The sequence below is a fragment of the Methylococcus sp. EFPC2 genome (genome assembly GCF_016925495.1).
GTDB lineage: Bacteria > Pseudomonadota > Gammaproteobacteria > Methylococcales > Methylococcaceae > EFPC2.
In genome coordinates this window covers 1,286,276-1,308,664 of sequence record NZ_CP070491.1, presented here as the reverse complement: position 1 = coordinate 1,308,664, position 22,389 = coordinate 1,286,276, and the positions used below count along the sequence as shown (strand labels likewise).

18 protein-coding genes are annotated in these 22,389 nt (G+C 61.8%); 5 read left to right on the top strand and 13 right to left on the bottom strand.

The genetic code is table 11. The annotated features are described in order from the left end of the window. Positions 1 to 138: 138 nt before the first annotated feature. From JWZ97_RS19995 to JWZ97_RS05505, 4 genes are all read left to right on the top strand, one after another. A complete protein-coding gene (locus JWZ97_RS19995) occupies positions 139 to 909 on the top strand; it encodes a hypothetical protein (RefSeq protein ID WP_240342500.1) in 771 nt (256 codons plus the stop codon). Further along, positions 906 to 1,985: a DUF2817 domain-containing protein gene (locus tag JWZ97_RS05515; RefSeq protein WP_240342499.1), complete on the top strand. Its 1,080-nt coding sequence runs from the start codon at positions 906 to 908 to the stop codon at positions 1,983 to 1,985. The genes JWZ97_RS19995 and JWZ97_RS05515 overlap by 4 nt, the downstream gene beginning before the upstream one ends. Beyond that, complete coding sequence (locus JWZ97_RS05510; RefSeq protein ID WP_205433806.1) at positions 1,978 to 2,748, top strand: alpha/beta fold hydrolase; 771 nt, start codon at positions 1,978 to 1,980, stop codon at positions 2,746 to 2,748. The genes JWZ97_RS05515 and JWZ97_RS05510 overlap by 8 nt, the downstream gene beginning before the upstream one ends. A 341-nt stretch (positions 2,749 to 3,089) precedes the next feature. Next, complete coding sequence (locus JWZ97_RS05505; RefSeq protein ID WP_205433805.1) at positions 3,090 to 4,244, top strand: sigma-54-dependent Fis family transcriptional regulator; 1,155 nt, start codon at positions 3,090 to 3,092, stop codon at positions 4,242 to 4,244. Positions 4,245 to 4,325: 81 nt separating this feature from the next. Here the strand turns inward: JWZ97_RS05505 and JWZ97_RS05500 are convergent, their stop codons facing one another. The 11 genes from JWZ97_RS05500 to JWZ97_RS05450 all read right to left on the bottom strand — a co-directional run bounded on the left by JWZ97_RS05500 (position 4,326) and on the right by JWZ97_RS05450 (position 18,718). Further along, positions 4,326 to 6,560 (bottom strand): family 2A encapsulin nanocompartment cargo protein cysteine desulfurase, encoded by a 2,235-nt coding sequence (locus JWZ97_RS05500; RefSeq protein ID WP_205433804.1) that lies wholly within the window; start codon positions 6,558 to 6,560, stop codon positions 4,326 to 4,328. Next, positions 6,535 to 7,464 carry a family 2A encapsulin nanocompartment shell protein gene (locus JWZ97_RS05495; protein ID WP_205433803.1) on the bottom strand — a complete coding sequence of 310 codons (930 nt, stop codon included), beginning with the start codon at positions 7,462 to 7,464 and terminating at the stop codon, positions 6,535 to 6,537. The genes JWZ97_RS05500 and JWZ97_RS05495 overlap by 26 nt, the downstream gene beginning before the upstream one ends. Before the next feature lie 91 nt (positions 7,465 to 7,555). After that, on the bottom strand, positions 7,556 to 8,485 hold the full coding sequence (gene epsC / locus JWZ97_RS05490; protein WP_205433802.1) for a serine O-acetyltransferase EpsC: 930 nt from the start codon (positions 8,483 to 8,485) through the stop codon (positions 7,556 to 7,558). Beyond that, positions 8,482 to 9,459, bottom strand: coding sequence for a cysteine synthase A (gene cysK / locus JWZ97_RS05485; protein ID WP_205433801.1), 978 nt, complete (start codon positions 9,457 to 9,459; stop codon positions 8,482 to 8,484). Before cysK ends, epsC begins: the two co-directional genes overlap by 4 nt. A gap of 135 nt (positions 9,460 to 9,594) precedes the next feature. Then, positions 9,595 to 11,220 carry a ShlB/FhaC/HecB family hemolysin secretion/activation protein gene (locus JWZ97_RS05480; RefSeq protein ID WP_240342498.1) on the bottom strand — a complete coding sequence of 542 codons (1,626 nt, stop codon included), beginning with the start codon at positions 11,218 to 11,220 and terminating at the stop codon, positions 9,595 to 9,597. Further along, positions 11,217 to 11,939, bottom strand: coding sequence for a hypothetical protein (locus JWZ97_RS05475; protein ID WP_205433800.1), 723 nt, complete (start codon positions 11,937 to 11,939; stop codon positions 11,217 to 11,219). The genes JWZ97_RS05480 and JWZ97_RS05475 overlap by 4 nt, the downstream gene beginning before the upstream one ends. 9 nt (positions 11,940 to 11,948) lie before the next feature. After that, positions 11,949 to 13,766, bottom strand: coding sequence for a putative porin (locus JWZ97_RS05470; protein WP_205433799.1), 1,818 nt, complete (start codon positions 13,764 to 13,766; stop codon positions 11,949 to 11,951). Positions 13,767 to 13,790: 24 nt separating this feature from the next. Beyond that, positions 13,791 to 14,459: an energy transducer TonB gene (locus JWZ97_RS05465; RefSeq protein ID WP_205433798.1), complete on the bottom strand. Its 669-nt coding sequence runs from the start codon at positions 14,457 to 14,459 to the stop codon at positions 13,791 to 13,793. Next, the gene (locus JWZ97_RS05460) at positions 14,459 to 14,863 is read right to left on the bottom strand and encodes a biopolymer transporter ExbD (protein WP_205432384.1); all 405 of its coding nucleotides are present in this window, start codon (positions 14,861 to 14,863) and stop codon (positions 14,459 to 14,461) included. The genes JWZ97_RS05465 and JWZ97_RS05460 overlap by 1 nt, the downstream gene beginning before the upstream one ends. 456 nt (positions 14,864 to 15,319) lie before the next feature. Next, positions 15,320 to 17,119 carry a DUF2341 domain-containing protein gene (locus tag JWZ97_RS05455; protein ID WP_205433797.1) on the bottom strand — a complete coding sequence of 600 codons (1,800 nt, stop codon included), beginning with the start codon at positions 17,117 to 17,119 and terminating at the stop codon, positions 15,320 to 15,322. 633 nt (positions 17,120 to 17,752) lie between these two features. After that, the gene (locus JWZ97_RS05450; protein WP_205433796.1) at positions 17,753 to 18,718 is read right to left on the bottom strand and encodes an SMP-30/gluconolactonase/LRE family protein; all 966 of its coding nucleotides are present in this window, start codon (positions 18,716 to 18,718) and stop codon (positions 17,753 to 17,755) included. A 541-nt stretch (positions 18,719 to 19,259) separates the two neighbouring features. Here JWZ97_RS05450 and JWZ97_RS05445 point away from each other — a divergent pair. Beyond that, positions 19,260 to 20,132: a carbohydrate ABC transporter permease gene (locus tag JWZ97_RS05445; protein ID WP_205433795.1), complete on the top strand. Its 873-nt coding sequence runs from the start codon at positions 19,260 to 19,262 to the stop codon at positions 20,130 to 20,132. Between the two features lie 49 nt (positions 20,133 to 20,181). On the opposite strand, the gene JWZ97_RS05440 is transcribed toward JWZ97_RS05445, so the two are convergent. After that, positions 20,182 to 21,567 carry an amidase gene (locus tag JWZ97_RS05440; protein WP_205433794.1) on the bottom strand — a complete coding sequence of 462 codons (1,386 nt, stop codon included), beginning with the start codon at positions 21,565 to 21,567 and terminating at the stop codon, positions 20,182 to 20,184. A 307-nt stretch (positions 21,568 to 21,874) separates the two neighbouring features. Further along, on the bottom strand, positions 21,875 to 22,267 hold the full coding sequence (locus JWZ97_RS05435) for a hypothetical protein (RefSeq protein ID WP_205433793.1): 393 nt from the start codon (positions 22,265 to 22,267) through the stop codon (positions 21,875 to 21,877). Positions 22,268 to 22,389: the final 122 nt, after the last annotated feature.

Below are 22,389 nucleotides of genomic sequence, written 5' to 3'. Positions count from 1 at the left end.
TGCCTGGCACGCAGCTTGGTGATCGAGAGAGCAGCAGGGAGAAGCCGGGGCTGATAATGCGACCGCCGCGCGCTGACGCGGATCCGTAACATTTCCGGGTTATCGTGGCTCGGCCTTCGCCCATAGCCCGATATCCCGATGCGCCTTGCCCGTTTGTCGCTCTGCACCGCCTTGTGCTTGCTCGTGCCTAGCGCGCGGGCCGCCGATCTTTGGTCCGGAGCCGAACTGAAATCCTTGTGCGAACGCCTGGAACCAGTTAATCCTGCAGCGCTGAGCCGGGCACTCGGTCCCTACCTGACTACCTTGCACGATATCGACCGTCTCTCCATCGGGAAGATGCGTACCCTGCCGCACGCCGAACTGGATGCCTTGCTGGCCCGCGCGTCACAATCCCGCCTGAGCGTGTTGGAGATATTCAGCCAGGCGGCTTTCGCGGCGCCGGACGGATGCGCGTTGTTCATGGACAAACAGACTCTGGCCGAGGCGAACAAGCGATACGATCTGCACGGCGTATGGCAACTCGCCGCCACATTGGCGGAAGATCCGACGCAGACTATGGCTATGGACTATATGATCGTCGGCCTGGGCCGGTTGGTGGTCGGCTATCCCAAGGCCGCGACCGTCGCCATCTCAGATGGCGAGGCCGTGACGGGAAACTACGATTACGCGCCGTATTTTTCCGCGCGCATCGTCAACTCCACGACGGACAGGGGGGTGGTCGGCATCCGCGCATTGACCGAACCCGGCGGGGATTTCAGCCCGTTCGTCGGGCCTTACGGGGCGGAGATACGCGACTTGATGCTGAAAGACGGCGCTATCCTGGTGAAATTCACCCTGGGGTTGGAACAGGAACGCCGCGCCCGCAATGTCGCCATCACGGTCCGCCGGCTGGTGGCCGTGGCTCCGTGAATTCGGCCGGCCCGGAAATTCCCGCGAAATCGCACGGGCCGCAAGGCGGCCGCAGCGGCGCGCGCGCCTTGCCGGAACTGCGCGAGCTGCTGTTCGTGGCCGATCACCTGGGCGGTCACGCCCGCGTCGAAACTCTTGCCACCCTGGAACACGGCGGCTTCGATTTTCCCTTAGTGGCCATTCATCTCGGACCGAACGACCCCCGCTGTCCCGCGCTCGCACTGTTCGGCGGCGTGCACGGCTTGGAGCGCATCGGCACCCGCGTGGTCACCGCCTATCTGCAGACCCTGGCGCAACTGGCAAACTGGGATCGCGGCACGCAGGCCCTGCTGGAAAGCACCCGGGTATTGTTGATTCCGCTGGTCAATCCGGTCGGGATGTATTTGCAGCGACGGGCCAATGGCAACTCCGTGGACCTGATGCGCAACGCGCCGGTCGATGCGGAGGATATGTCGCCGTGGCATTTGTTCGGCGGTCATCGCATCAGCCCTCGCCTGCCCTGGTACCGAGGAGCGACCGGCGCGCCGATGGAAACCGAGGCACAAGCGGTCTGCGACTGGGTGCGGCGGGAAATTTTTCCCAGCCGGGTGGCTCTCGCCGTGGACGTACATTCAGGCTACGGCAATCTGGACCGTCTGTGGTTTCCGTATGCCCGCAGCCGCACGCCGCTGGCCACGCTACCGGAAATCATGGCGCTCAAGAAACTGCTGGACCGTACCCATGCCCATCACGTTTATCGGATCGAGCCGCAGTCGTGCGAATACCTGGCGCATGGGGATCTGTGGGATTATCTCTACGACGAATACCGGGTGGCGCAACCGGAGGGTGTATTCACGCCCTTGACTCTGGAACTCGGCTCCTGGATCTGGGTGAAGAAAAACTGGCGGCAGGCGTTTTCGCCTTTGGGTATATTCAATCCCCGCTTGCCGCACCGGGAACGGCGTACCCTGCGCCGGCATATTTTCCTGTTCGAGTTCCTTCTGCGCGCAGTACGTTCGCCCTCGGCCTGGGCGGAGTTGTCTGCCGAACGGCGGGAGCGCTTGCTTAGCCAGGGATTGGCGTTGTGGTATGACTGAACCACACGATTGGCTGTTCTTGCGCGGCCTGGGGCGCGAATCGGCGCACTGGGACGATTTTCCCCAGTCCTTCGCCCAAGGTATCCCCGCTGCGCGCGTTCATTTGATCGACCTCCCCGGAAACGGGAGATTCCGGCATTTGGACAGCCCGGTTTCCATCCGCGAAATGCTTACCTTCGTACGCCGGGAGGCGCTGGCGGCTTCTCCCCTCCGGCGCCCATTCTTCCTCTTCGCGATTTCCCTGGGCGGCATGCTGGCGTGGGAATGGGCGCAGTCCTATCCCGAAGAATTGGCGGGCCTGGTGCTGGTCAACACCAGTCTGCGCGGTTTCAACCCATGGTATCGGCGTCTGGCCCCGGAGTGCTGGACCCGACTCGCCAGGATACTGGCATGCCGAGACGACAGGCGACGGGAGCGTTTGATCCTCGATCTGACCGCGCGGCCTCACATCGCCACGCCCGAACGCCTCGCCACACGGAGGCTGATCGCCCAGCGGCACCCGGTCAGCGCCGGCAACGTAGTCCGCCAACTCCTGGCGGCCGCCCTGTATCGTCCCAGCCCGGCCGCACCACTCGCGCCATTCCTGCTGCTGAACAGCCTGGGCGACCGCATGGTGGACCCCGCTTGTTCGCAAACGATCTCTGCCCGCCTGGGGGCACCGCTGGCCACCCACCCCGAAGCCGGCCACGATTTGCCCCTGGACGACCCCCTATGGGTCATCGCCCAGATCCGGCACTGGCTGGACAAAGGCAATTCGACATAAAGCGTCCCGGTCGCCTGGCCCCGCCTTAAACCGTACCAGCCTCCCGGGGCGCCCAGCAAATGACCCGAGCAGTGTTCAGGTCCTGGCTTACCGGATGGAACAAACGGAGGTTGCCACCCGTATCGCCAAATCTAGAAAGCTCGATCTTCTTCTATACCGATACGATATTTAAATTTCTTTTTTTATTCTTATTAATTTTTTGATTATTAGGTAAAGTATTAGGCATGTGAGTTCCCGATCGCGCACCGAAGAGCAGCAGGTTTTTTCGAGCTTCCGGTTGCGAGTAGCACGGCCCGATTCGGAACTTGGCCATTAGGCTTGAAAACAGGTGCTTAACCGACATGGAAACATCCACAGCAGATCCACAAATCGAGCATCCTCCGCTCTACCAGCGCGGGACCTTGTTGACGTTCGAGGAGCCGCGCTCGTTATCTTTGTCCGTCAGGGCCAGCGCGCTGGTTTTCGAGGACCCGGAATCCAAGCAATTGCTGGAACAGATCGAACGCATCGCGCCCAGCGATGCCACCGTATTGATCATCGGCGAAACGGGTACCGGCAAGGAGCTCATCGCCCGCCACATTCATGCTCTGAGTAAACGCGGACATGCGACTTTCGGCGCCCTGAACTGCGCCGCCCTGAGCGAGAATCTCATCGAAAGCGAGCTTTTCGGCCATGAACGAGGTTCGTTCACCGGCGCCTTGACCACCAAGGACGGCTGGTTCGAGACGGCTCACAAGGGCAGCCTGTTCCTGGACGAAATCGGCGATCTTCCGCTGGGCCTGCAAGCTAAACTGCTCCGCGTGCTGCAGGAGCGCGAAGTCGTCAAGGTCGGCGCGAGGAAACCCACACCGGTGGACGTCAGGGTGATCGCGGCCACCAACGTGAATCTGGAAGAAGCCGTTGCCGCCGGCCACTTCAGAGCCGACTTGTACTATCGCTTCAACGTGGCGACCGTGCGTTTGACACCCTTGCGCGAACGTCCCGGCGACATCCTGCCCCTGGCCCACCATTTTCTGAAAATCTACGGCGATCGCCTGGGTTATGCGGAGGCCAGCCTCAGCCCCGAGGCGGAACGTCTGCTGCTGCAATATGACTGGCCGGGCAACATCCGGGAACTGGAAAACGCGATCCATCGTGCGCTCCTGATATGCCCCGGCACCCGCTTACGGCCGGAAGATTTCAAACTGTCCGGCGTCAGGGTTCAAACGGCCGCACCGGTGGCCCCGACGACTTCCCTGCTGGAAACCGCACTGCGTCAGTTGTGCGAACGCTCGCCGTCCAAACTCTTCGAGCTGGTCGAAGAAACGCTCATCCGCACGGCATACGATTTCTGCGAACACAATCAGGTTCAGACGGCGCGGCTGCTGGACATCAGCCGCAACGTATTGCGCCACCGGCTGGCGGTATACGGCATGCTCTCGCCCACCCATGGCAACGGAAAGACTTTCGGCGCAAAAAGCCCGGGCCTCAGCTTAATTTCCGCTGCGGACGAGTGAGCCGCGAAATTCGCTGACGGTCTTGCGCGCATAAAAAAGGCCGGCGGCCCGATGGCTCGCCGGCCTTATTCATCACGTCCTTCAGCGCCGTAGATTGTAGGATCCACCCTGGATGCGCGAGACGGCCCGAGCCAACGCGTCGATCTCCTCGCAGGTGTTGTAAAACGCCAGCGAGGGACGGACGGTACTTTCCAAACCGAAACGCCGCAATATGGGCTGGGCACAATGATGGCCCGAACGCACCGCGATGCCTTCCCTGTTCAGGGCCTCTCCAACCTCTTCGGTGCGGAAGCCGTCGAGCACGAAAGACAATACGCCCGCCTTCTCGGCGGCCGTGCCGATGAGCCGCAAACCCGGTATGGCCGACAGCGCGGCCGTGGCGTAAAGCAACAGGCCGTGCTCGTAACGGGCGATATTCTCCATGCCCAGCCGCTCCACATAGTCCAGAGCCGCACCCAGCCCCACCGCGTCGGCGATGTTACCGGTCCCGGCTTCGAAACGGGCCGGCGCCGCCTGGTAGATCGTGCGTTCGAAGGTCACGTCCTGGATCATGTTGCCGCCGCCCTGCCAGGGTGGCGTGGCGTTCAACAAGTCCAGCTTGCCGTAGACCACGCCTATGCCGGTGGGTCCGAAGACCTTGTGACCGGAAAACACATACCAGTCGCAATCCAGCACTTGCACGTCCACGGGCATGTGCGACACGGCCTGTGCACCGTCCACCAGCACGCGGGCACCGTAACGGTGGGCTATCTCCACCATTTCCTTGGCCGGGGTGATGGTGCCCAAGGCGTTCGACACCTGGGTGAACGAAACCAGCTTGGTCCTGGCGTTGAACAGCTTTTCGTATTCCTCAAGCAGTATCTGGCCGCGATCGTCCACCGGCGCGACGCGCAGCTTCGCGCCTTTTTCCGCACAGAGCTGTTGCCAGGGCACAATGTTGGCGTGATGCTCCAGCCAGGAGACGATGATTTCGTCGCCCTCCGCGATGTTGCGGCCCCCCCAGGATTTGGCTATCAAGTTGATGGCCTCGGTGGTTCCGCGCACGAACACGATCTCATCGCTGGACGAGGCGTGCAGGAAACGTGCGGCCTTGTCGCGCGCCGCCTCGTAGGCATCGGTGGCACGCGCGGCCAGTTCGTGAGCGGCCCGGTGGATGTTGGAGTTTTCGTGGCTGTAGAAATACGTGAGCCTGTCGATCACCGCCTGCGGCTTTTGCGTCGTGGCGGCATTATCCAGCCAGATCAATGGCTTGCCGTGAACCTTCTCCTGGAGTATCGGGAAATCTCGGCGCACCAAGTTGATGTCGAAGCCCGGATGCAAGGAGCCGTTCCCGGCATCGACGTCGGCCGGACGGCGCTCGCTGGATTCGATGTGCGTCTCCCTGGGCGACCCGGCCACTGATCGCGACTCGCCCAGAAAATAGTAGGCGACGCTCGCCCCCTCGCCCGCCGACGTCTGCGGCGATCCCGCGTATCCCGCATCACGGGGCACTGCCTGCGGAGCCGCCGGAGCGGGCTGCGAAGCCGGAACGCTGGGCGGTTGGCCGGGCGCCGAAACCGCGCCCAAATCCGGATAAACCAATCCCAGGTCGGCCGGAGACAGTCTCAAATCGGCCGGGCGCACCTGTGCGAGATCGAGAAAATACAGCGACGACCCCTGATCGGCGGACGACTTCGGAGTGGCGCTGGCGGTGGGGCTCACCGGCCGCGGCTCGGCATTGGTGCCGAAGGCCGAGGCCGGCGGCACATGCCCCGCGACCGGCAAGGAACCGACTTCCACCGGTTGCGTGTAGGGCGGAGTCGAACCCAGATGTTCCCCCGGTACGCTGGAGCGCCCCGGCAAGGCCCTGGGACCGGCGGTCGACACGGCATTGGCCGGCGCCGAGCTCAAGGTCGGATCGATGCCTTGCGGATCGGGCCGCCAGGACGGCAATACGCCCGGCGTGCTCGGCTGTCCCGCCGCAAGAAAGTAGTAAGGCGTCGCCTCATCGACCGGAGCCGGCGGCGTCAGGAAAGTTTCCGGCCGCTGACCGGTCGCGCCGGCCAGCAAGGCGGGAATGCCGTGCAAGGCCGACTCGTCCGGATAGTTCGGCACCGCCGACTGGTTGACCGCCGGTGCGGGCGTGGGCAAGGTGGATAAACCCAAGCTACCCGACTCGCGCGGCAAGGCGGAGAAAAACGCGTTCGCCAACCCCGCCAAGGTTGCCGGGTCAGGCAGGCCGGCGGGAACCTCCGCCTGGCCGGCATCAAACCCTGCACCCCGCTCGGGCTGCGGCAGCTCCGTGGCCAGATTACTTGTACTGGGGCTTGTAGTCATGGTACTTGCCTACGTCCACGTTTTCGAGCACGGCCAAGGCATCTTCCGTCAGCACGGCGAGCGAGCAATACAGCGATACCAGGTAGGAGGCGATGGCCTTGCGGCTGATACCCATGAACTTCACTGACAGCCCCAGGCCCTGCTCGCCGGGCAAACCGGGCTGGAACAAGCCCACCACGCCCTGGCGGCTTTCGCCGGTACGCAGCAGCAAGATCTTGGTCTTGCCGTTCTCGATGCCGATCTTGTCGGTCGGGATCAAGGGGATGCCGCGCCAGGTGAGGAACGGCGAACCGAACAGGGTAGCCGTCGGTGGCGGTACGCCGCGGCGGGTGCACTCCCGGCCGAAGGCCGCGATGGCCTTGGGATGCGCCAGGAAGAAGGCCGGCTCTTTCCATACCTTGGTGATCAGTTCGTCCAGGTCGTCCGGGGTCGGCGGGCCGTCCAGCGACTGGATGCGTTGCCCCGGCGCCACGTTGTTCAACAAACCGTATTCCTTGTTGTTGAGCAACTCATTTTCCTGCCGTTCCTTGATGGTCTCGACGGTGAGGCGCAACTGCTCCTTGATCTGGTCGTGAGGACTGCTGTAGAGGTCGGACACGCGGGTGTGGATGTCCACCACGGTGGTCACGGCACTGAGGAAGTACTCGCGCGGATTTTCTTCGTAATCGACGAAGGTTTCCGGCAGGTCGCGTTCGTCCCTCTGGGAACACGCTGTCAGCACTCGGGTAGCGTCCTTGACCTTGTTCAACCGGTAGATGCCGGCTTCGACGCCGACCCAGGGCAGCAGGTGCACCAGCCAGCGAGGTGAGATGGTCGCCAACTGGGGGACGGTCTTGGTGGCATTGGCGAGCTGGCGGGCCGCCGCGTCGCCTAGAGCCAATTGGGTGTCTTGTATATCAGCCATGAAATTCTCCTCACAAAGAGTAATTAAGGAACAAAGACGCTACGGGTCTTCTAGTTATGCCCCCTTGGCAGTTTAGCCCGGAAACAGGCGATCAGATTCCCGCCCCGCCGTCGAAGATTTCGCTGCGCGTCTGGGCCTGGGAAACATGACTGTTGGCCGGCACGCTGCGCGTCAGCCAGACATTGCCGCCTATGGTGGATCCCGCGCCTATGGTGATGCGACCTAGTATGGTAGCACCGGCGTAGATAACCACATCGTCCTCTACGATGGGATGGCGGGCGTTGCCCTTGATCAGGACGCCGTTCTCGTCGGCCGGGAAGCGCTTGGCGCCCAGCGTGACGGCCTGGTATAGCCGGACGCGCTGACCGATGACGGCGGTCTCGCCGATCACCACGCCCGTCCCGTGGTCGATGAAAAAACTCGGCCCGATCTGTGCCCCCGGGTGGATGTCTATGCCCGTGTTGGAATGGGCAATCTCGGCGATGACGCGAGCCGTCAATGGCGCTCCCAAGCGGTGCAGTTGATGCGCGATGCGATGATACAGGGTGGCGCTGATGCCGGGATAACAGACCAGTACCTCGTCCACGCTCAAGGCTGCCGGGTCGCCCTCGTAGGCCGCGACGATATCGCTGTCGAGCAGCACGCGTATGTCGGGCAGCCGCGAGACGAAAGCGCGTACGATATTTTCCGCCCTTTCATCGATGCCGTCCACCGGGCTTCCCGCCTGCTCCGCGGAAAATTGCAACTCCCTCCGCACCTGCTGCTCCAGCACGCGGAAGCATTTGTCCAAGGTATAGCCGACGAAAAAGTCTATACCTTCGTCATCCAGTTCGTCCGCCCCCAGACGATGGGGAAACAAGGCGGCGGCGAGCTCCTCGACGACGGCGCCCAGCGCCTTGCGGGACGGCAGCCGGGGCGGGTTATTGATCCGTCGGCGGCTTTGCAGCGAGCGGACGCGCAATTCGCGCAAGGCGTCGACGACGGAAGCGATGTCGCTGGGACTGAGTCCTTGTGAGGTCATAAAGCCTGTCCATTGCTGTCGAAGATGCCTTCGAACAATACGGTGCTCAAATAGCGCTCGCCCGAGTCGGGCAGCACGACAACGATAGTCTTACCCTTGTTTTCCGGACGCTTGGCGAGGCGCGAGGCCACGGCCACGGCCGCGCCGCAGGAAATGCCGGCCAGTATGCCCTCCTCCCTCGCGAGGCGGCGGGCGTATTGCACCGCCTCTTCGTTGCTCACCTGTTCGATCTCGTCGACCAGGGACAAATCGAGGACGCCCGGCACGAAGCCGGCGCCTATGCCCTGGATCTTGTGCGGTCCGGGCTTCAACGGCTCGCCCTTGCGGGTCTGCGTGAGTACCGGGCTGGCTTCCGGCTCAACGGCTACCGAGACGATGGGTTTGCCCTGCGTGTGTTTGATATACCGCGACACGCCGGTGATGGTGCCGCCGGTGCCCACGCCGGATACCAGGATGTCGATCGCGCCATCGGTATCGTCCCAGATCTCGGGACCGGTGGTTTGTTCGTGGATGGCCGGATTCGCCGGATTGCTGAACTGCTGCAACAGCACGTACTGATCCGGCTTGGACGCGACGATCTCCTCGGCCTTGGCTACCGCGCCAGCCATGCCGCGCGCGCCCTCCGTCAGCACCAGCTTGGCCCCGTAGGCGACCAGCAGCTTGCGCCGCTCAACGCTCATGGTTTCCGGCATGGTCAAGGTGAGCGGGATATTGCGGGCCGCGGCGACGAAGGCGAGCGCGATGCCGGTATTGCCGCTGGTGGGCTCCACGATTTCCTTGCCGGGCCCCAGCAGGCCGCGCTTTTCGGCATCCCAGACCATGGCGGCACCGATGCGGCATTTCACCGAATAAGCGGGATTGCGGCCTTCGATCTTGGCAAGCACGGTCGCCGGGGCGCCATCGGTCACCCAATTGAGCCTGACCAGGGGGGTGCGCCCTACGGACAGGGAGTTGTCTTCGAACCAACGTGTCATGCGAATCTCCGGTCGGCCAGTATTAAGTGTGCGCCAGCGCTGCGATGGCTTATCGAGATTGGCTTGGCGTATGCTTAACAGTGTCTTCGTCTGCCCTACATCCGTCAATCCTCAGCATAGCGTTCTTGCTTACCATCAGAACTCGTAGGCCATGCGGAAATCCACGCGCTGCTGCCCCGGATCGACCGTTCCCTGACGGTAGAACGGATACCCCCAGTCGAACTCGCCGACGAAATGCTTGAGGATCTGCATGCGCAAGCCCATGCCGGCCGAGGCCAGGCGGTAGGCACCGGGATTGCCGGGCAATGGATCGAGTACCCACAAATAGCCCCAGTCGACGAATACCAGCAGCCGCAGATTCTGCACCGCCTCCCAGGCGTCCGGCGTGTGTTTGGGACTCTGCAGTTCCAGCGAGAGGTTGAGGCCATCGTCGCCCAATTGCTGGGTTTGATGGTAGCCGCGCACGCTCTGGGATCCACCCAGGGCGAATTGTTCGTTGCTGATGAGCGGCGATTCGGCGGCCTGCGCCGAAGCGCGGACCAACAAGCGGAAATCCACGGGTAGTTTCTGCTGGTGCTTCAGATCGGCGGAGAAATAGAAATAATTGGGCCGTGCCTTGTAGCGCCGGTCTTCGAACTCCTGCGCATCGTTGCCCAATCCGCGCACGGAAAAATGGGCCGCCAAGCTGAGGCTGCTGACGAACTCCTCCATGCGCCAGGTACCATCATAACCGATCGTGAACGGCGCGTAGGCAATGGGCGTAGACGTGAGATCCTGGCCCGCCACCGAGACTGCCTGATCGAAGCTCTTGTAGTCGAACCCCAGGCTCAGGCTGTGCAGATAGCTCTCGCGCTCGGGTAGTGGCTTGAGCAGACGCAGGCCGTAAATTGAGCCTGCACCCACCACCGCGGTGCCGCCGACGCTGGCACCCAACTGGGTACTGGAACTGATGCCTATGCCATAGAACGCCAACCGAGTGTCGGCCCAGCCGGTGGGCATGACATAGGTTCCAGACCACACGTCCACCTCGTCGGGACTTTCCGCAGAAACCTGGTATTGCAGGGAGGCACTGTGGAACTTCTGCCAAAGATTGTCATAGCGGATCGAGCCGATGACCCGGGTGCGCGTGGTGTTTTCGGTGTTGCGGCCGTTGACTTCCACACTGCCGTGCAGGGGAAGCTGGTCGGCGATTTTCAGCTCTACCTCCATCTTGCCGGGCGTCGATCCTGCCCGGAAGATAGGAGTCAGCTGGCGGTCCACCGACTCCTGGGCCAGGGCGTTGATCTGCTTCTGCACCGTCGGCATATGCGGAACCTGGCCCGCGGCAAGCGCCGGCACGCCCTCGCGTATCTTGCCCAAGGCGTAATAGCGCGACCCCGTGATGTGCAGGTATTCCACGCTGCCTTCGGTAATTTCCAGCCTCACCCTGCCCCCTTCCACGTCCTGTTCCGGTATGGACACCACCACCGTCGGGTAACCCGCCTGCCGGTAGGCGCCTTCAAGCGTCTGCCGGGCCAGCTCGACGTCGTCAATGCCCTTGCCCGGGCCAAGATGGGGATAAACCGCCTTTTCCACCGTCTCGACGTCCAGCACGGTATTGCCGTCTATCTGAAAGTCCAGGATATCGAACCGGGCCTGCTGCGTACCCGCTGCCGCCGCGCCGTCGGCGTCTTGCACGGGCGCCGTACCGTTCGGCCCGGCCCCATGGGCGCAAGACGCAGCCAGCAGGCCGAGCGGGATCAGCCACTTGGCGGCCGTCACGGCGCTTGCTCCTCATCCTCCTCGCCCTCTACAGCGGGTGGCGACTGGGCGGTTGTTTCCCGGGCCGGCCGGCTATCCTGGAACGGCGTGATCTTGAGGCTTTCCAGCTTGTAGCGGTATTCCTCGACGGCGTTTTCGGTGCTTACCTTGCCTATGCCGGTGAAGGGCTCGAGTTCGGCCAGTTCGTCCCAGAGCCCTTTTTCCTGATACTTGTCGACCACCTCGCCGACGACGTGGCGTAAAGTCCTGTTGCGTTCCCCGCACAGTTCCATCCATTGCTCGCGCTCCTTCACCACCTGTATCAGCAACTGATTGTCGGACCGCATGGCCTTGGCCTTGCCGACCACATCCCGGTACTTCGCCGTCAGAGATCGCTCCCGCTCCCGACCTTGAGAAATCTGCGCCTCCAGCCGGCCCTGAGTCGATGTCAGACGCTCGACTTCGCCCGGCAAAGCTTGCAGCTTGCGCAAGGCTTCTTCCAGCCCCTTCACCCGGTTTTCGAGCCCCGCCTTGTCGCTGGCCAACGCGGTATTCTCGGCTTCCAGTGCGGCTTTTTCCTGGACGATCTGGCGCAATACGCCCTGGGTCTTCTTCAAGGCCTGCACGGCCGCCGCATCCTGTGACTTGGGCTCTGCGCAAACCGTCTGTCCCGCCATCAGCACGGGCCCTATCAAAGCCAAGAAGCTGCGCGAGATACGGCCGGGGTTAGTAGACTTCATGACATCCCCTCAGAAACGGGCATTCAGGTCCAGGTTGACGGTGTCGATGCTGTAAGTCGGGCCGTCGATCACGTCCGTGCTGAGCCAGCGCAGGTTGAGCCAGGTGTTGGTGGCCAGGCCGTATTGCGCGCCGAAGACCCAGCCCTTCGCATTGGTGCCGCCCTGGTGGAAGATGGAATCGGTAAAGGCATCCAGCACCGCATCGGCCTCCACGTAGCGATAGGCGAACGAGACGTTCCAGTCCTTGAAGTGCTTGATCTGGGCCCTGCCCACGTCCAGACGGACCTGATAGGCATGGGTCCGCGGCTTGTTGCTCTCGTAGTTGAGAACGCCGGATACGAACTGGCGGTCGATGTAGTCCTGGTCGTAGCCGAGATTCTTGGCGTAGTCGGCGGTGAGCAGGACGTGCGTCGGGGCAAAACCGGCGTAATCGAACAGGGCCGTGGCATTGAATAGTTTGAAACCCGACGCCAGGCCGAAAAGACAGCCGCCGGGCTCGTTGCCGAAATAACAACGGGCCGTGGGATCGGTATTCTGGGCCGGCACGATCGCCACGATGGAATTGCCTTTCTGCATGAATTCCGGCGCGGTCCAGTCGTATTCGAAGCTGTTGAGCTCGTTCTGCCGGGCACGGACGTTCTTGTAGCTGTAATAGGACGTCGCAAGCTTCAGGCGCGATTCGTCGAACACCAGCCAGTCGGCGCCGATCTGGCCGCCGAACATCCACTTGTCGGAGGTGGATAGATTGACCTCCTGGATGGGAAATACGCCCAGGGTCGCAAACACGGAATCCGGCGTTTGCGGGCCCTGGTTGAGCCCGAAACGCGCCGTGGAATCGGGGGCGTGATAGCTGTGGACTTTCGGGTCTTCGCGGTTGAATCCCAGCCGGAATGTCCCGGCTACACCCTCGAAGCTCAGATCCGGATCGAACACCACGTCGGTGGATACGAAAGGATTGGCGAAACGCCCGCCCCACAGGGTGAACCAATCCCGCCCCTTGCCGTCGATGAAGTCGTATTCCAGGAAGGATCGGTCTATGGCGAACTGATAGGTCCGGCCGGTATTGCCCAGGGTCTGGTCGTTGGACACCGGGTTGTACAGATTGCTCGTGGCGAAACGGAAACCGGCCTTGATCGAGTCGGTGATCTGCGCGTCGAAGCCCAGGCGGAAGCGTTCGCGCAGTCGCAACCGGTCTTTCTGGTTGTTGAGGAAAGCCTGGTTCTTGGTGTAGGCGGCGCTGATACCTCCGTGCTCATTGATTTGCAGCCAGTCGTAGGCCAACGGGTTATTGAAACCGCCGAAATTGCCGGACCCGAAGAACTCGTCGGCCAGCCGGATACGCATGTCGAAATAGGGGTAGATATTGCCGACCCATGAGGGCAAAGCGGCCGGGATGCCCCATTTTTCCGCCTTGGCCTCGGCCTTCACATCCTTCACCACCTCGGTCTTCAATTCGGCGCGCACCTGGTCGCGGATTTCCTTCTTGATGAATTCCGGCACGTAGCTGACGTGCTGAGTCCTGCCGCCCTTCCCCGTCTGGGGCGATGGAGCTTCCGCCGCTTGTGCAGGCTGCGCGCCATGGTCGTACGGCGATTTCGAGATTGATGCCTCTCGCCGTTTTTCCTCCGCGGCGGCCTCTTCCGTGGCGGCCGAGACCAGCCCGTCGCCCTCCTGTTTGTCGATCACGCCGCGCTGCACCAGCAAATCGACCAGATTGACGAAGGTGGATTTTTTCACCTTGAGGATTTCCTCGCCTTGCGACGCTGCCGCCGTTGTGGCGAGGGTAGCGGCGAACACGGTCGTCAAGGGCTTGATCAGGGATTTCATGAGTATCGTCGCTGGCTTTTAAACTCAGATTCGCGAGCTCACGCGTATGCGTATCGGCTGCGGCATGTTCTCGGGCGGCGTCCTGCCCAATCCGAAACTCAAGCCGGGCAAGGCATCCTTGATGGACTTATCCACCTCGACCCTGCCGCTGCCGGACGACAATTCGGCCCGGCTGACCCGTCCGTCCGTACCTACCCACACCGCCACCACCACCGAATAACCGGCCCTGCGCGCCGGCGTGTCGGCCAGCAGGTTCTGCAACTCGATCTCCAACTGGCGCTGCACCTGCTGGCCATACCAGATGATGGCGTTGCCGCCGCCTCCGCCGATCAGGCCGCGACCGCCTTTCTTGCCGACCAGGCCGAAGCCGTCGGCGCCCGCTGTGCCTTCGGCATCCACACCCAGGTCCTCGGCCGGCGGCGCTTCGGCCGGCTGCTCGGGCTCCGGCTCGGGCTCCGGTTCCGGCTCTTCGATCTTTTCTTCCTTGACCTCGGGCGGCGGGGGCGGTTGCTCCGGCGGCGGGGGTGGAGGGGGCGGCGGCTGGATGACGGTGATCTGCTGCACCGTCTTCTTGGTCTGCGCGGGCTTTTCGAACAGGTCGCGGAAATACCAGACCGCCAAGGCGACGAGCAAAATCAATACGACGCCGATGGCCACCGGCAGGTGGCGCAGCAGACGGTGCTTGGGCGTCATCACTTCACCAGCTTTTGCGTGACCAGTCCGAGCTGGCTGATCTGCAACCGGGTGACGACGTCGAGCACTTCGATGACCTTTTCGTATTGGATGGCGGCGTCGGCCTTGAGCACCACCGGGAGATCCGGGGTGGCCGCCTTGTATTGGCTCAGCCGCGTCTCCAGCTCCTGGATCGAGACCGGATAGGTGTCGAGGTAGACGGTGCCGTCCTGGGTGATGGAGATGGCCTTGGTCTTCGGTTTCGACAGCGACGGCGTGGAACTGGCCTTGGGCAGGTTGACGCTGATGCCCTGTACGGTGGCGGTGGTCATGATGATGAAGATGAGCAACAACACATAGGCCACGTCGAGCATGGGCGTGATGTTGATGTCGTCGTAGACCTTGCCTTCTTCTTCGACTTTCATGGTTAGGCCAGCGTCAAAAATTGTTCTGTGAATCCGAAGGTGTATGCGGGTACCCAAACCAAGATGCACTTGGTTGAGTTCGCTACGCGAAAGCGGTTTGAATCCGGTTCTCGCACCGGATGGCGAGATACTTTCTTTTGCTTGGCCAAAAGAAAGTATCCAAAGAAAAGGCCACCCGGCAGCCGCAACTTGCCGCGCTCCGCAGTCCTGCTGCGCTTGCAAGCCCAGGGCAAACCATCCAGGGTTCGCCCGCTCGCCTTGCGGCTCGCCCCTTGCGCTTCTCGCTTACCGGTCGGGGTCGGCAGAAGGGGCTCCTGCCCCTCTGCCGACGCGCCGCATCCGTGCGGCACCCCGTTGGGCTGTTCCGCCCGGCAAGCTGCGATGCTCAGTGCGGCTGAACGGGGCGTGGGTCCCAAGAGCAAACGGCAAAATCGGGATGGCTTCCTGCTCAATGGCTTAACCCCGCTGCCGGTCGGCGATGCGTTCCTCGATGGTGGCGAGGAATTCGTCGGTGAACACGCGCATGTCGGCGGTGACGTCCTTGATCTGGGTGAGCAGGTAGTTGTAGGCAAACAGCGCGGGGATGGCGACGGCGAGGCCGGCGACGGTGGCGAGCAGGGCGCCGGAGATGCCGGGGGCGATGGAGTTAATGTTGACATCGCCGGTGGCGGCGATCACCGCGAAGGTGATCATGACGCCGAGCACGGTGCCGAGCAGGCCTAAGAACGGTCCGCCGGAGATGGCGATGGTGAGCAGCACCATGTTTTTGTTGAGCTTTTGCCCTTCGCGCACCACCGCGGCATCGAGCCGGGTGCGCACGACGTTGAGGGCCTCGGTGCTCAGATGGGTGGTGTCGGCGGTGTGGCTCAGGCGTTTCTTCAACTCGGCCACCCCGGCGTGGTAGACGTGGTAGATGGGCGAGCTTTGGAAGTGGTCGTGGTTGCCGACCAAGGCTTCGAGAAAGGCGGAGTCGGCGATTTCCTGTTCTTCTTCGGTTTCTTCCTGATCGAGCGTGGCGATGTCGCTGCTCGCGCCCATGCCGCGGTATTGCGCGAGGAAGGCGTCGTTGTCCTGGCGCGCGCGCTTGAGGCTTAAGCCCTTGGTGACGATGACCAGGGAGCTGATGACGAACATGACGCCGCACAAGGCGATGACCACCCAGCCGTCGACCGTGAGGCTTTGCAGGATGATGAGGAAGTAGTTGGGGCCGCCGGCGCTGCCCTTGCTTTCGTCCTGGCCGTAGGCGAGGACGTTGAAGTCGGGGCTTTGGCTGCGGAAAGCAAGCTTGATCCAGTCGGCGGGCCGGGCCAGGTTGGCGACCTGGATTTCGTCGAGCGAGCCGGTCAAACCCTGACCGAAGCTGAGGGCCGGATTGAGCGCGGCGAGATTGATGGGCACGCTGCCGGTGTTCACCCCGTCGACATAGAGTTCGAGCTTATCCTTGCGGGCGATCAGGGCGACGTGCTGCCACTTGGCCGAAGTGAGGTTGGCGGCCGGGGTTTGCGCCGCGGCACCCGTCCCCTGATAACGCGCGACCAGAGCCGTGCCCTGCACCGCGAGTTCCAGCGCGGAAGCACCGTCCTTGGCTTGCGCCAGCACGGCGTTGCCCTGCGCCGCATCGAGCTTGACCCAGGCCGAGAGCGTGTAGCCCTTCTCGGGCGTCAGGGCGAACTGCGGGGCGGCCGGCACGCTGATGCCGCCGGCGCCGCTGAACTTGGCCGCCGCGCCGATCCAGCCGGCCGCATCGACCGTGGCCTTGGAATCGGCGGCATGGGAGGCATAGGCCGTGGCGTCCTGCGGCAGGGTCTCGCCTTCGGCGAAGTGGTAGACCAAAGCCTGGTTGACGTCGTACAGACCCTTGGAATCGGAGCCTTCGGCCGCATTGGCGTTGCCGTAGTAGAGCCAGAAGCCGTCGGTGCTGACCCCGCCGCGCACCGTGGGCAACTTCACCCACACCAGGCCCAGTTCGTTGAGCGCGTCGACCTTCTCGATGCTGTGCTTCAGCGGCGTCTTGTCGTCCAGCATGAAACGGAGGTCCTTGCCGTTCTCCGCCAACTCGGCGAAATAGCCGAAATTGCCCGTGTGCAACCGCACCAGCAGGGGAAACTCGCTCAAGGTCTCCTGAATGTCCGCCCCCGTCACCCCCGCATCCACCGTCGCCTGACGACGCGAACTCCAGTCGTCGTTCCACCAGGCAAAACTCAGGCTAGGTAGCAATACGAGATATATGCCCCACTTAAGCGATTTGATCCGCATTATTTTCCCAAACGATCCCATGATTTGTATGTAAACGACCTGACGAACGAAGCTTGCCGGCGCCCGGCCCATACCGTCCCGACCGTCGGCCATGCGGCCAAAGCCGGTATACCCTTGCCGCGAGCATTTTTATATCGTTACGGATATAACGTAATGGAAGGCATTAAGCGCTGTCAATTTCCCAAGCAAGGCCATCTCGCAGCTCCAGCACGGGAGCGTAACCGGTTGAACAGCCCGGAATACGGCACATCCAATCGCAGATCGCCCCAAGCCTGTCATGCCCAGGAAATATTCATTTCGATATATAAAACAGATAGCGGTAAACGCCAAGGCATGAGCTCAAGACGCCCGTGCCTAGCTAGGCAGGGATCACTTGCCTAAGCACCGCACCGGACTTTGGCGTCCCTTGCGTCGACGAAGCTGCTGTTGCCATAGCTTCGCCATGCTGTCGGCGCCGCTCAAAGTTGAGGCGTTTGAAGGGGAGCCGCTTATGGGAAAGCGACGAGAGAAATTTCGTTCCAAAAAAAACCGGCAGCGCGAACGCTGCCGGTTACAAGTGTCCCCGCGAGATTAGCCGCGGGGACCATCGAGGGGAAAGTGGGAGCGCGACAGCGCGCGCCTCGCCGGTATGGGTTATTTCAAACGCCCCTTGATGCCGGTCGCCAGGGTTTCGATCTTGTAGGCGGCTCCGCGCCCGACGGCGTACAGTGTCTTCTTGTCTTCACCGGCAAAAGCAATGTTTTGCGGCTTCTTCGGCAAGGGGATCACGCCCAGCCCTTCGCCTTTATCGCTAAAGACTTCGATGCCGGCATTGGATGCGACGTAGAGGCGCCCGTTGTCGTCGGTCGCCAGGCCGTCCGCCCCGCTGGACCAGCCGCCTTCGCCGTTCGTCCAGCCTTTGAGCTTGGCAAAGTTTTTCTTCTCGCCGACCTTGCCCTCGCCCGTAACGTCGTAACTCAAGATGTATTCGCCCTGGGTGTTGGCGACGTACAGCGTTTTTTCGTCCTTGCTCAATTGGATGCCGTTGGGACGTTCGATATCGTTGGCCAAACGGACAAGTTTGCCGGCCGCGGTAATGTAATAAACGCCGGGAGTGGACGCCGGCGGAGTGGGATTTTCCTTGCTCGGGCGCGTGCCGCTGTCGGTGAAATAGACGCCGCCCTGCTTGTCGACGACCAGATCGTTGGGACGCTGGAAAGCCTGTCCTTCGTAATTCTCGGCAAAGACTTTTTCTTTCGCCGCCGGATAGATAATGCCGACCTTGGGCTTAAGCGTCTGCACGGCGATCAGTTCCCCGGCCGCGTTGAAACCCAGGCCGTTAGCACCGTTGGTATTTTCCAGGAAGGTCGAAACGTTGTTTTCGGTCGAAATCCGCACGATACGGTTGGCCTGGGTTTCGGTAAACAGCAGACTTCCATCGGTAAGACCGATCGGACCTTCGGTGCCGTTGAATCCTTCTTTGATCAGGGTGACTTTCGTGTTGGCCGCAATGACGCCGGGAATGGCCGGCGCGACGGTGTCTTCCGCCTGGGCCGCACCGGCCAGGGCGATGGCGCCGACGAGGGGCAGCAGATTTCTTAACGAGGATTTGAAGAGCATATTTTTCTCCATGAACAGACAACAGGGTTACTCGCATGTCGACGCGGGAACGTCGATGGACAACGGTATCGAGCGGCGGGGGGATCGACGGCGAGATACTTGGCAGACGGCTACGGCGCTGGGCACCGCGATTCCGATTCGGCCCAGGCCGTCGCACTCCGGGGCCGAACTCCCGCGCTCCTGGACGCAAGCCACTACAGCAGATAATGTGCCGGCCCAAACTCATCGTGTTTGTCGGCCCGGGACGGCCTGGGCGGACCCACCGACATACAGACATTTCCCCTGGTTTACCGGTCATACGGTAGCGCTCGCCAGGCAAAAAAGCCGGCAAGCGGACGATGGCCGGGACTCGATAGCTGTTGATTAAGCAACTAGGGTGTTTTATCGCTGTTGCGCAGCAAGCACCATCCGAGTGAAATCGCCTGGGGGAAGAGGCGAGCTCGAAGAACGAATGGCCGCTCGTCGGCTTGCTTCATCACGGCAATTTGGTAGACCGCAACATAAAGTCGCAAAATGCCGGAACACTCATTTGATCGCTGCAATGAATACTCTCAGGCACATTAATCCGGGCATCTGGTTTGTCGCCCCGGCGCTGACGCTGATCGTCCTGTTTTTCTTCCTGCCGGTCGCCGCCGCGCTGGTCTTGAGCTTCAGCGATTTCGACATCTACGCGCTGGGTGACCCGGACACCCTGCGCTGGATAGGCCTGGACAACTACACGCACCTGTTGGCCGACCCGCTGTTCTGGGTGGCGTTGAAAAACACCCTCTATTTCGTGATTGCCGGCGGCCCGCTGTCGGTGGCCGTATCGCTCGGAGCCGCCCTGCTGGTCAATCACAGGTTGACGCGCTTCAAAGGCCTGTTCCGCACCCTGCTCTTTCTGCCCGTGGTCACCACCCTGGTGGCCGTGGCCGTGGTCTGGCGCTATCTCTACCACCCACGTTACGGCTTTCTCAACTACGCACTGGGTCTGATCGGGGTCGCTCCCATCGATTGGCTGGGCGACCCAGACTGGGCGATGCCGTCCCTCATACTGATGGCGATCTGGAAGAATTTCGGCTTTAACATGATCATCCTGGTCGCCGGTCTGCAGAACATTCCGGCGAGACTGTACGAAGCCGCGGTGCTAGACGGCGCCAGCAATTGGCGGCAATTCCGCTACATCACACTGCCCATGCTGGCCCCCACCTTTCTGTTCGTGACCGTCATCACCATGATCGGCTACTTCCAGTTGTTCGCCGAACCCTATGTGATGACTCAGGGCGGCCCCGCTAACAGCACCCTGAGCCTAGGCCTTTTGATGTTCCAGGAAGGCTTCCGCTGGTGGAACATGGGCTACGCCTCCGCAGCCGCCTTCGTTCTTTTCGCCATCGTTCTGGCCGCCACCATGGCGCAACTGAAACTGCGCCGGTAGACCGCGCGCGGCCATTCCATGGCTGCCGCGGCTAACTAGAGCGAAAACCTCAGACGGGCACGCTGGCGCGCAGAGAATCGATGTGCGGAGCGTGGAAGGGCTGGGCGATTTCGAAGGCCCGCGCCGCCCGTAGCACGAGGGCGTCGGCGTGTGGAGGGCCGACGATGTGCAAGCCGACCGGCAGGCCGTTGAGGTCCACGCTGGCCGGTACCGAAGCGGCGGGTTGCTGGGTCAGGTTGAACGGCGACAGGAAAGGCGCGGCCGGAGCCGTGCCGACGCGGGGCACCGGTTGCGAGGTGACTGGGGTCACCAGCAAATCGTATTTCTGATGGAATCGCCGCAACTGCACCGCCAGCGCCCAGCGGCGCTCGTTGGCTTCCACCACGTCGGCGAGGGTGTGTCGCTCCGCGCGTTCGACCGACTCGCGGATTTTGGGATCGATCAGCGCCAGGCCGGCGTCGCCGATCTCCTTCCGCAGCCGGATCGCCCGCTCGGCCGCCAGGGCTTCGAGTATCGGAGACGGATCGCTGATGCCGGGATCCGCCTCCTCGACGATCGCGCCCAGATCGGCCAGCCGCGCCACCGCCTTGGCTACGATGGCGGCGATGCCGGGATCGACCTGCAGATAACCCAGGTTCTTGCTGTAGGCGATGCGCAATCCCTTGATGCCACCTTCGAGGTCGGCGGTCCAGTCGCGGTTGTCATAGGGCAGCGCGGTCCAGTCGCGCACGTCCGGGGCCGAAATGACGTTGAGCGCCAGAGCGGCATCCGTCACCGTGCGGGTCAGAGGCCCCAGGTGGAACAGATTGCCGTTGTGCGCCGGCGGAAAGCCGGGCACCCGGCCGTAGCTGGGCTTGAAACCGAACACACCGTTCACCGAAGCGGGCTGGCGGATGGACCCGCCGCCGTCCGTGCCGATCTGCAAGGGTCCCAGGCCCAGCGCGGCGGACACCGCCGCGCCGCCACTGCTGCCGCCGCTGGCGTAGTCGCTGTCCCAGGCATTACGGGTGACGCCGCCGAGCTCGGTCTCCGTCAGGCCTTTCCAGCCGAACTCGGCGGTCTGCGTCTTGCCCAGGATCACAGCCCCTGACTCCCGCAAGCGTGCCGCCGCCGGCGAATCTTCCGCTTGTGGTCTTTCCTGGGTTGCGACGCTGCCCTTGCGGGTAGGGAATCCCTTCACATGCAGCAAATCCTTGAAAGCCACCGGCACGCCGTCCAGCGACCCCAGCGGCTCTCCGCGCCGCCAGCGTGTTTCCGAGGCTTTCGCCTCGATCAGCGCGCCTTCGGCATTGACGACCCGATAGGCGTTGAAACGCGGCTGCAGCGCCTCGATACGCGCCAGCACGGCCTTGGTCACTTCGACAGGTGAAGCCGCCTTGCGGCGGTAAAGCGCGACCAGTTCGGCGGCGCTGTGTTGGGTCAGATCGTCGGACATGTTTGGACTCCTTGGTCAGATGTCCAGACAGGGCTAGCAATAATCGACCCAAATCCGTCAACCGAACCGAGGAGCTCGATAAAATCCTTAGATCGGCTCGGCCATTTCTCGTGCGGCTTTTTTCCCATGCCGGGCCCAAGCTAGGGATGAGTTCGAACCGTGTCAACGCCCGGCCGGCAAGGCCTATCCCCCAACCTCATACCATCCGGTTAAACCTGAGTCGATGAGGGGAAACAACGAGTATAAAACTAAATTTTAGGCCCCGTTCAATTATTCACGCTAAGCGCAATACAAGATCACGGGGAATTCAAGGCAAAATGAAATAGTTAAAAAAGATATTTCTCATATCTTCAGACTGATTAACTGATAACAGCCTTATACGATATTTTTCTTCAAATTCGACTGATTTTAAAGCCAGTCCTATAAGGGTGTAAGTTTGCCGCTCGGCGAGCTTTGCCGGAAGATCTCCGAGACGGATGGAAACGGTCGACTGATTTTGGGCCCGAGCGGGAATTACATAATTCCTGATACAATACTCCCAAATAATATTCTGCAAACTCAGAGATTTATTGTGAATTCGTATCTCGAGCAAATCATGATGCGTATCCTGAACCATTTTGGCACTCTCCCGCATTTTTATCGAACCACCAGCTCGTGCAACGATATCTATAATAATATATATACTGCGACCGAGTTTCATCAAAAACCGTTACGAGCGACACCCTTATAATCTGCACCCTTCACCGATGACCCCAAGTCGTTCGACTTGCCGATTCATCCGGCCCTCCCGGCTCTGTACAACTTTTTATACGGACGATGCTT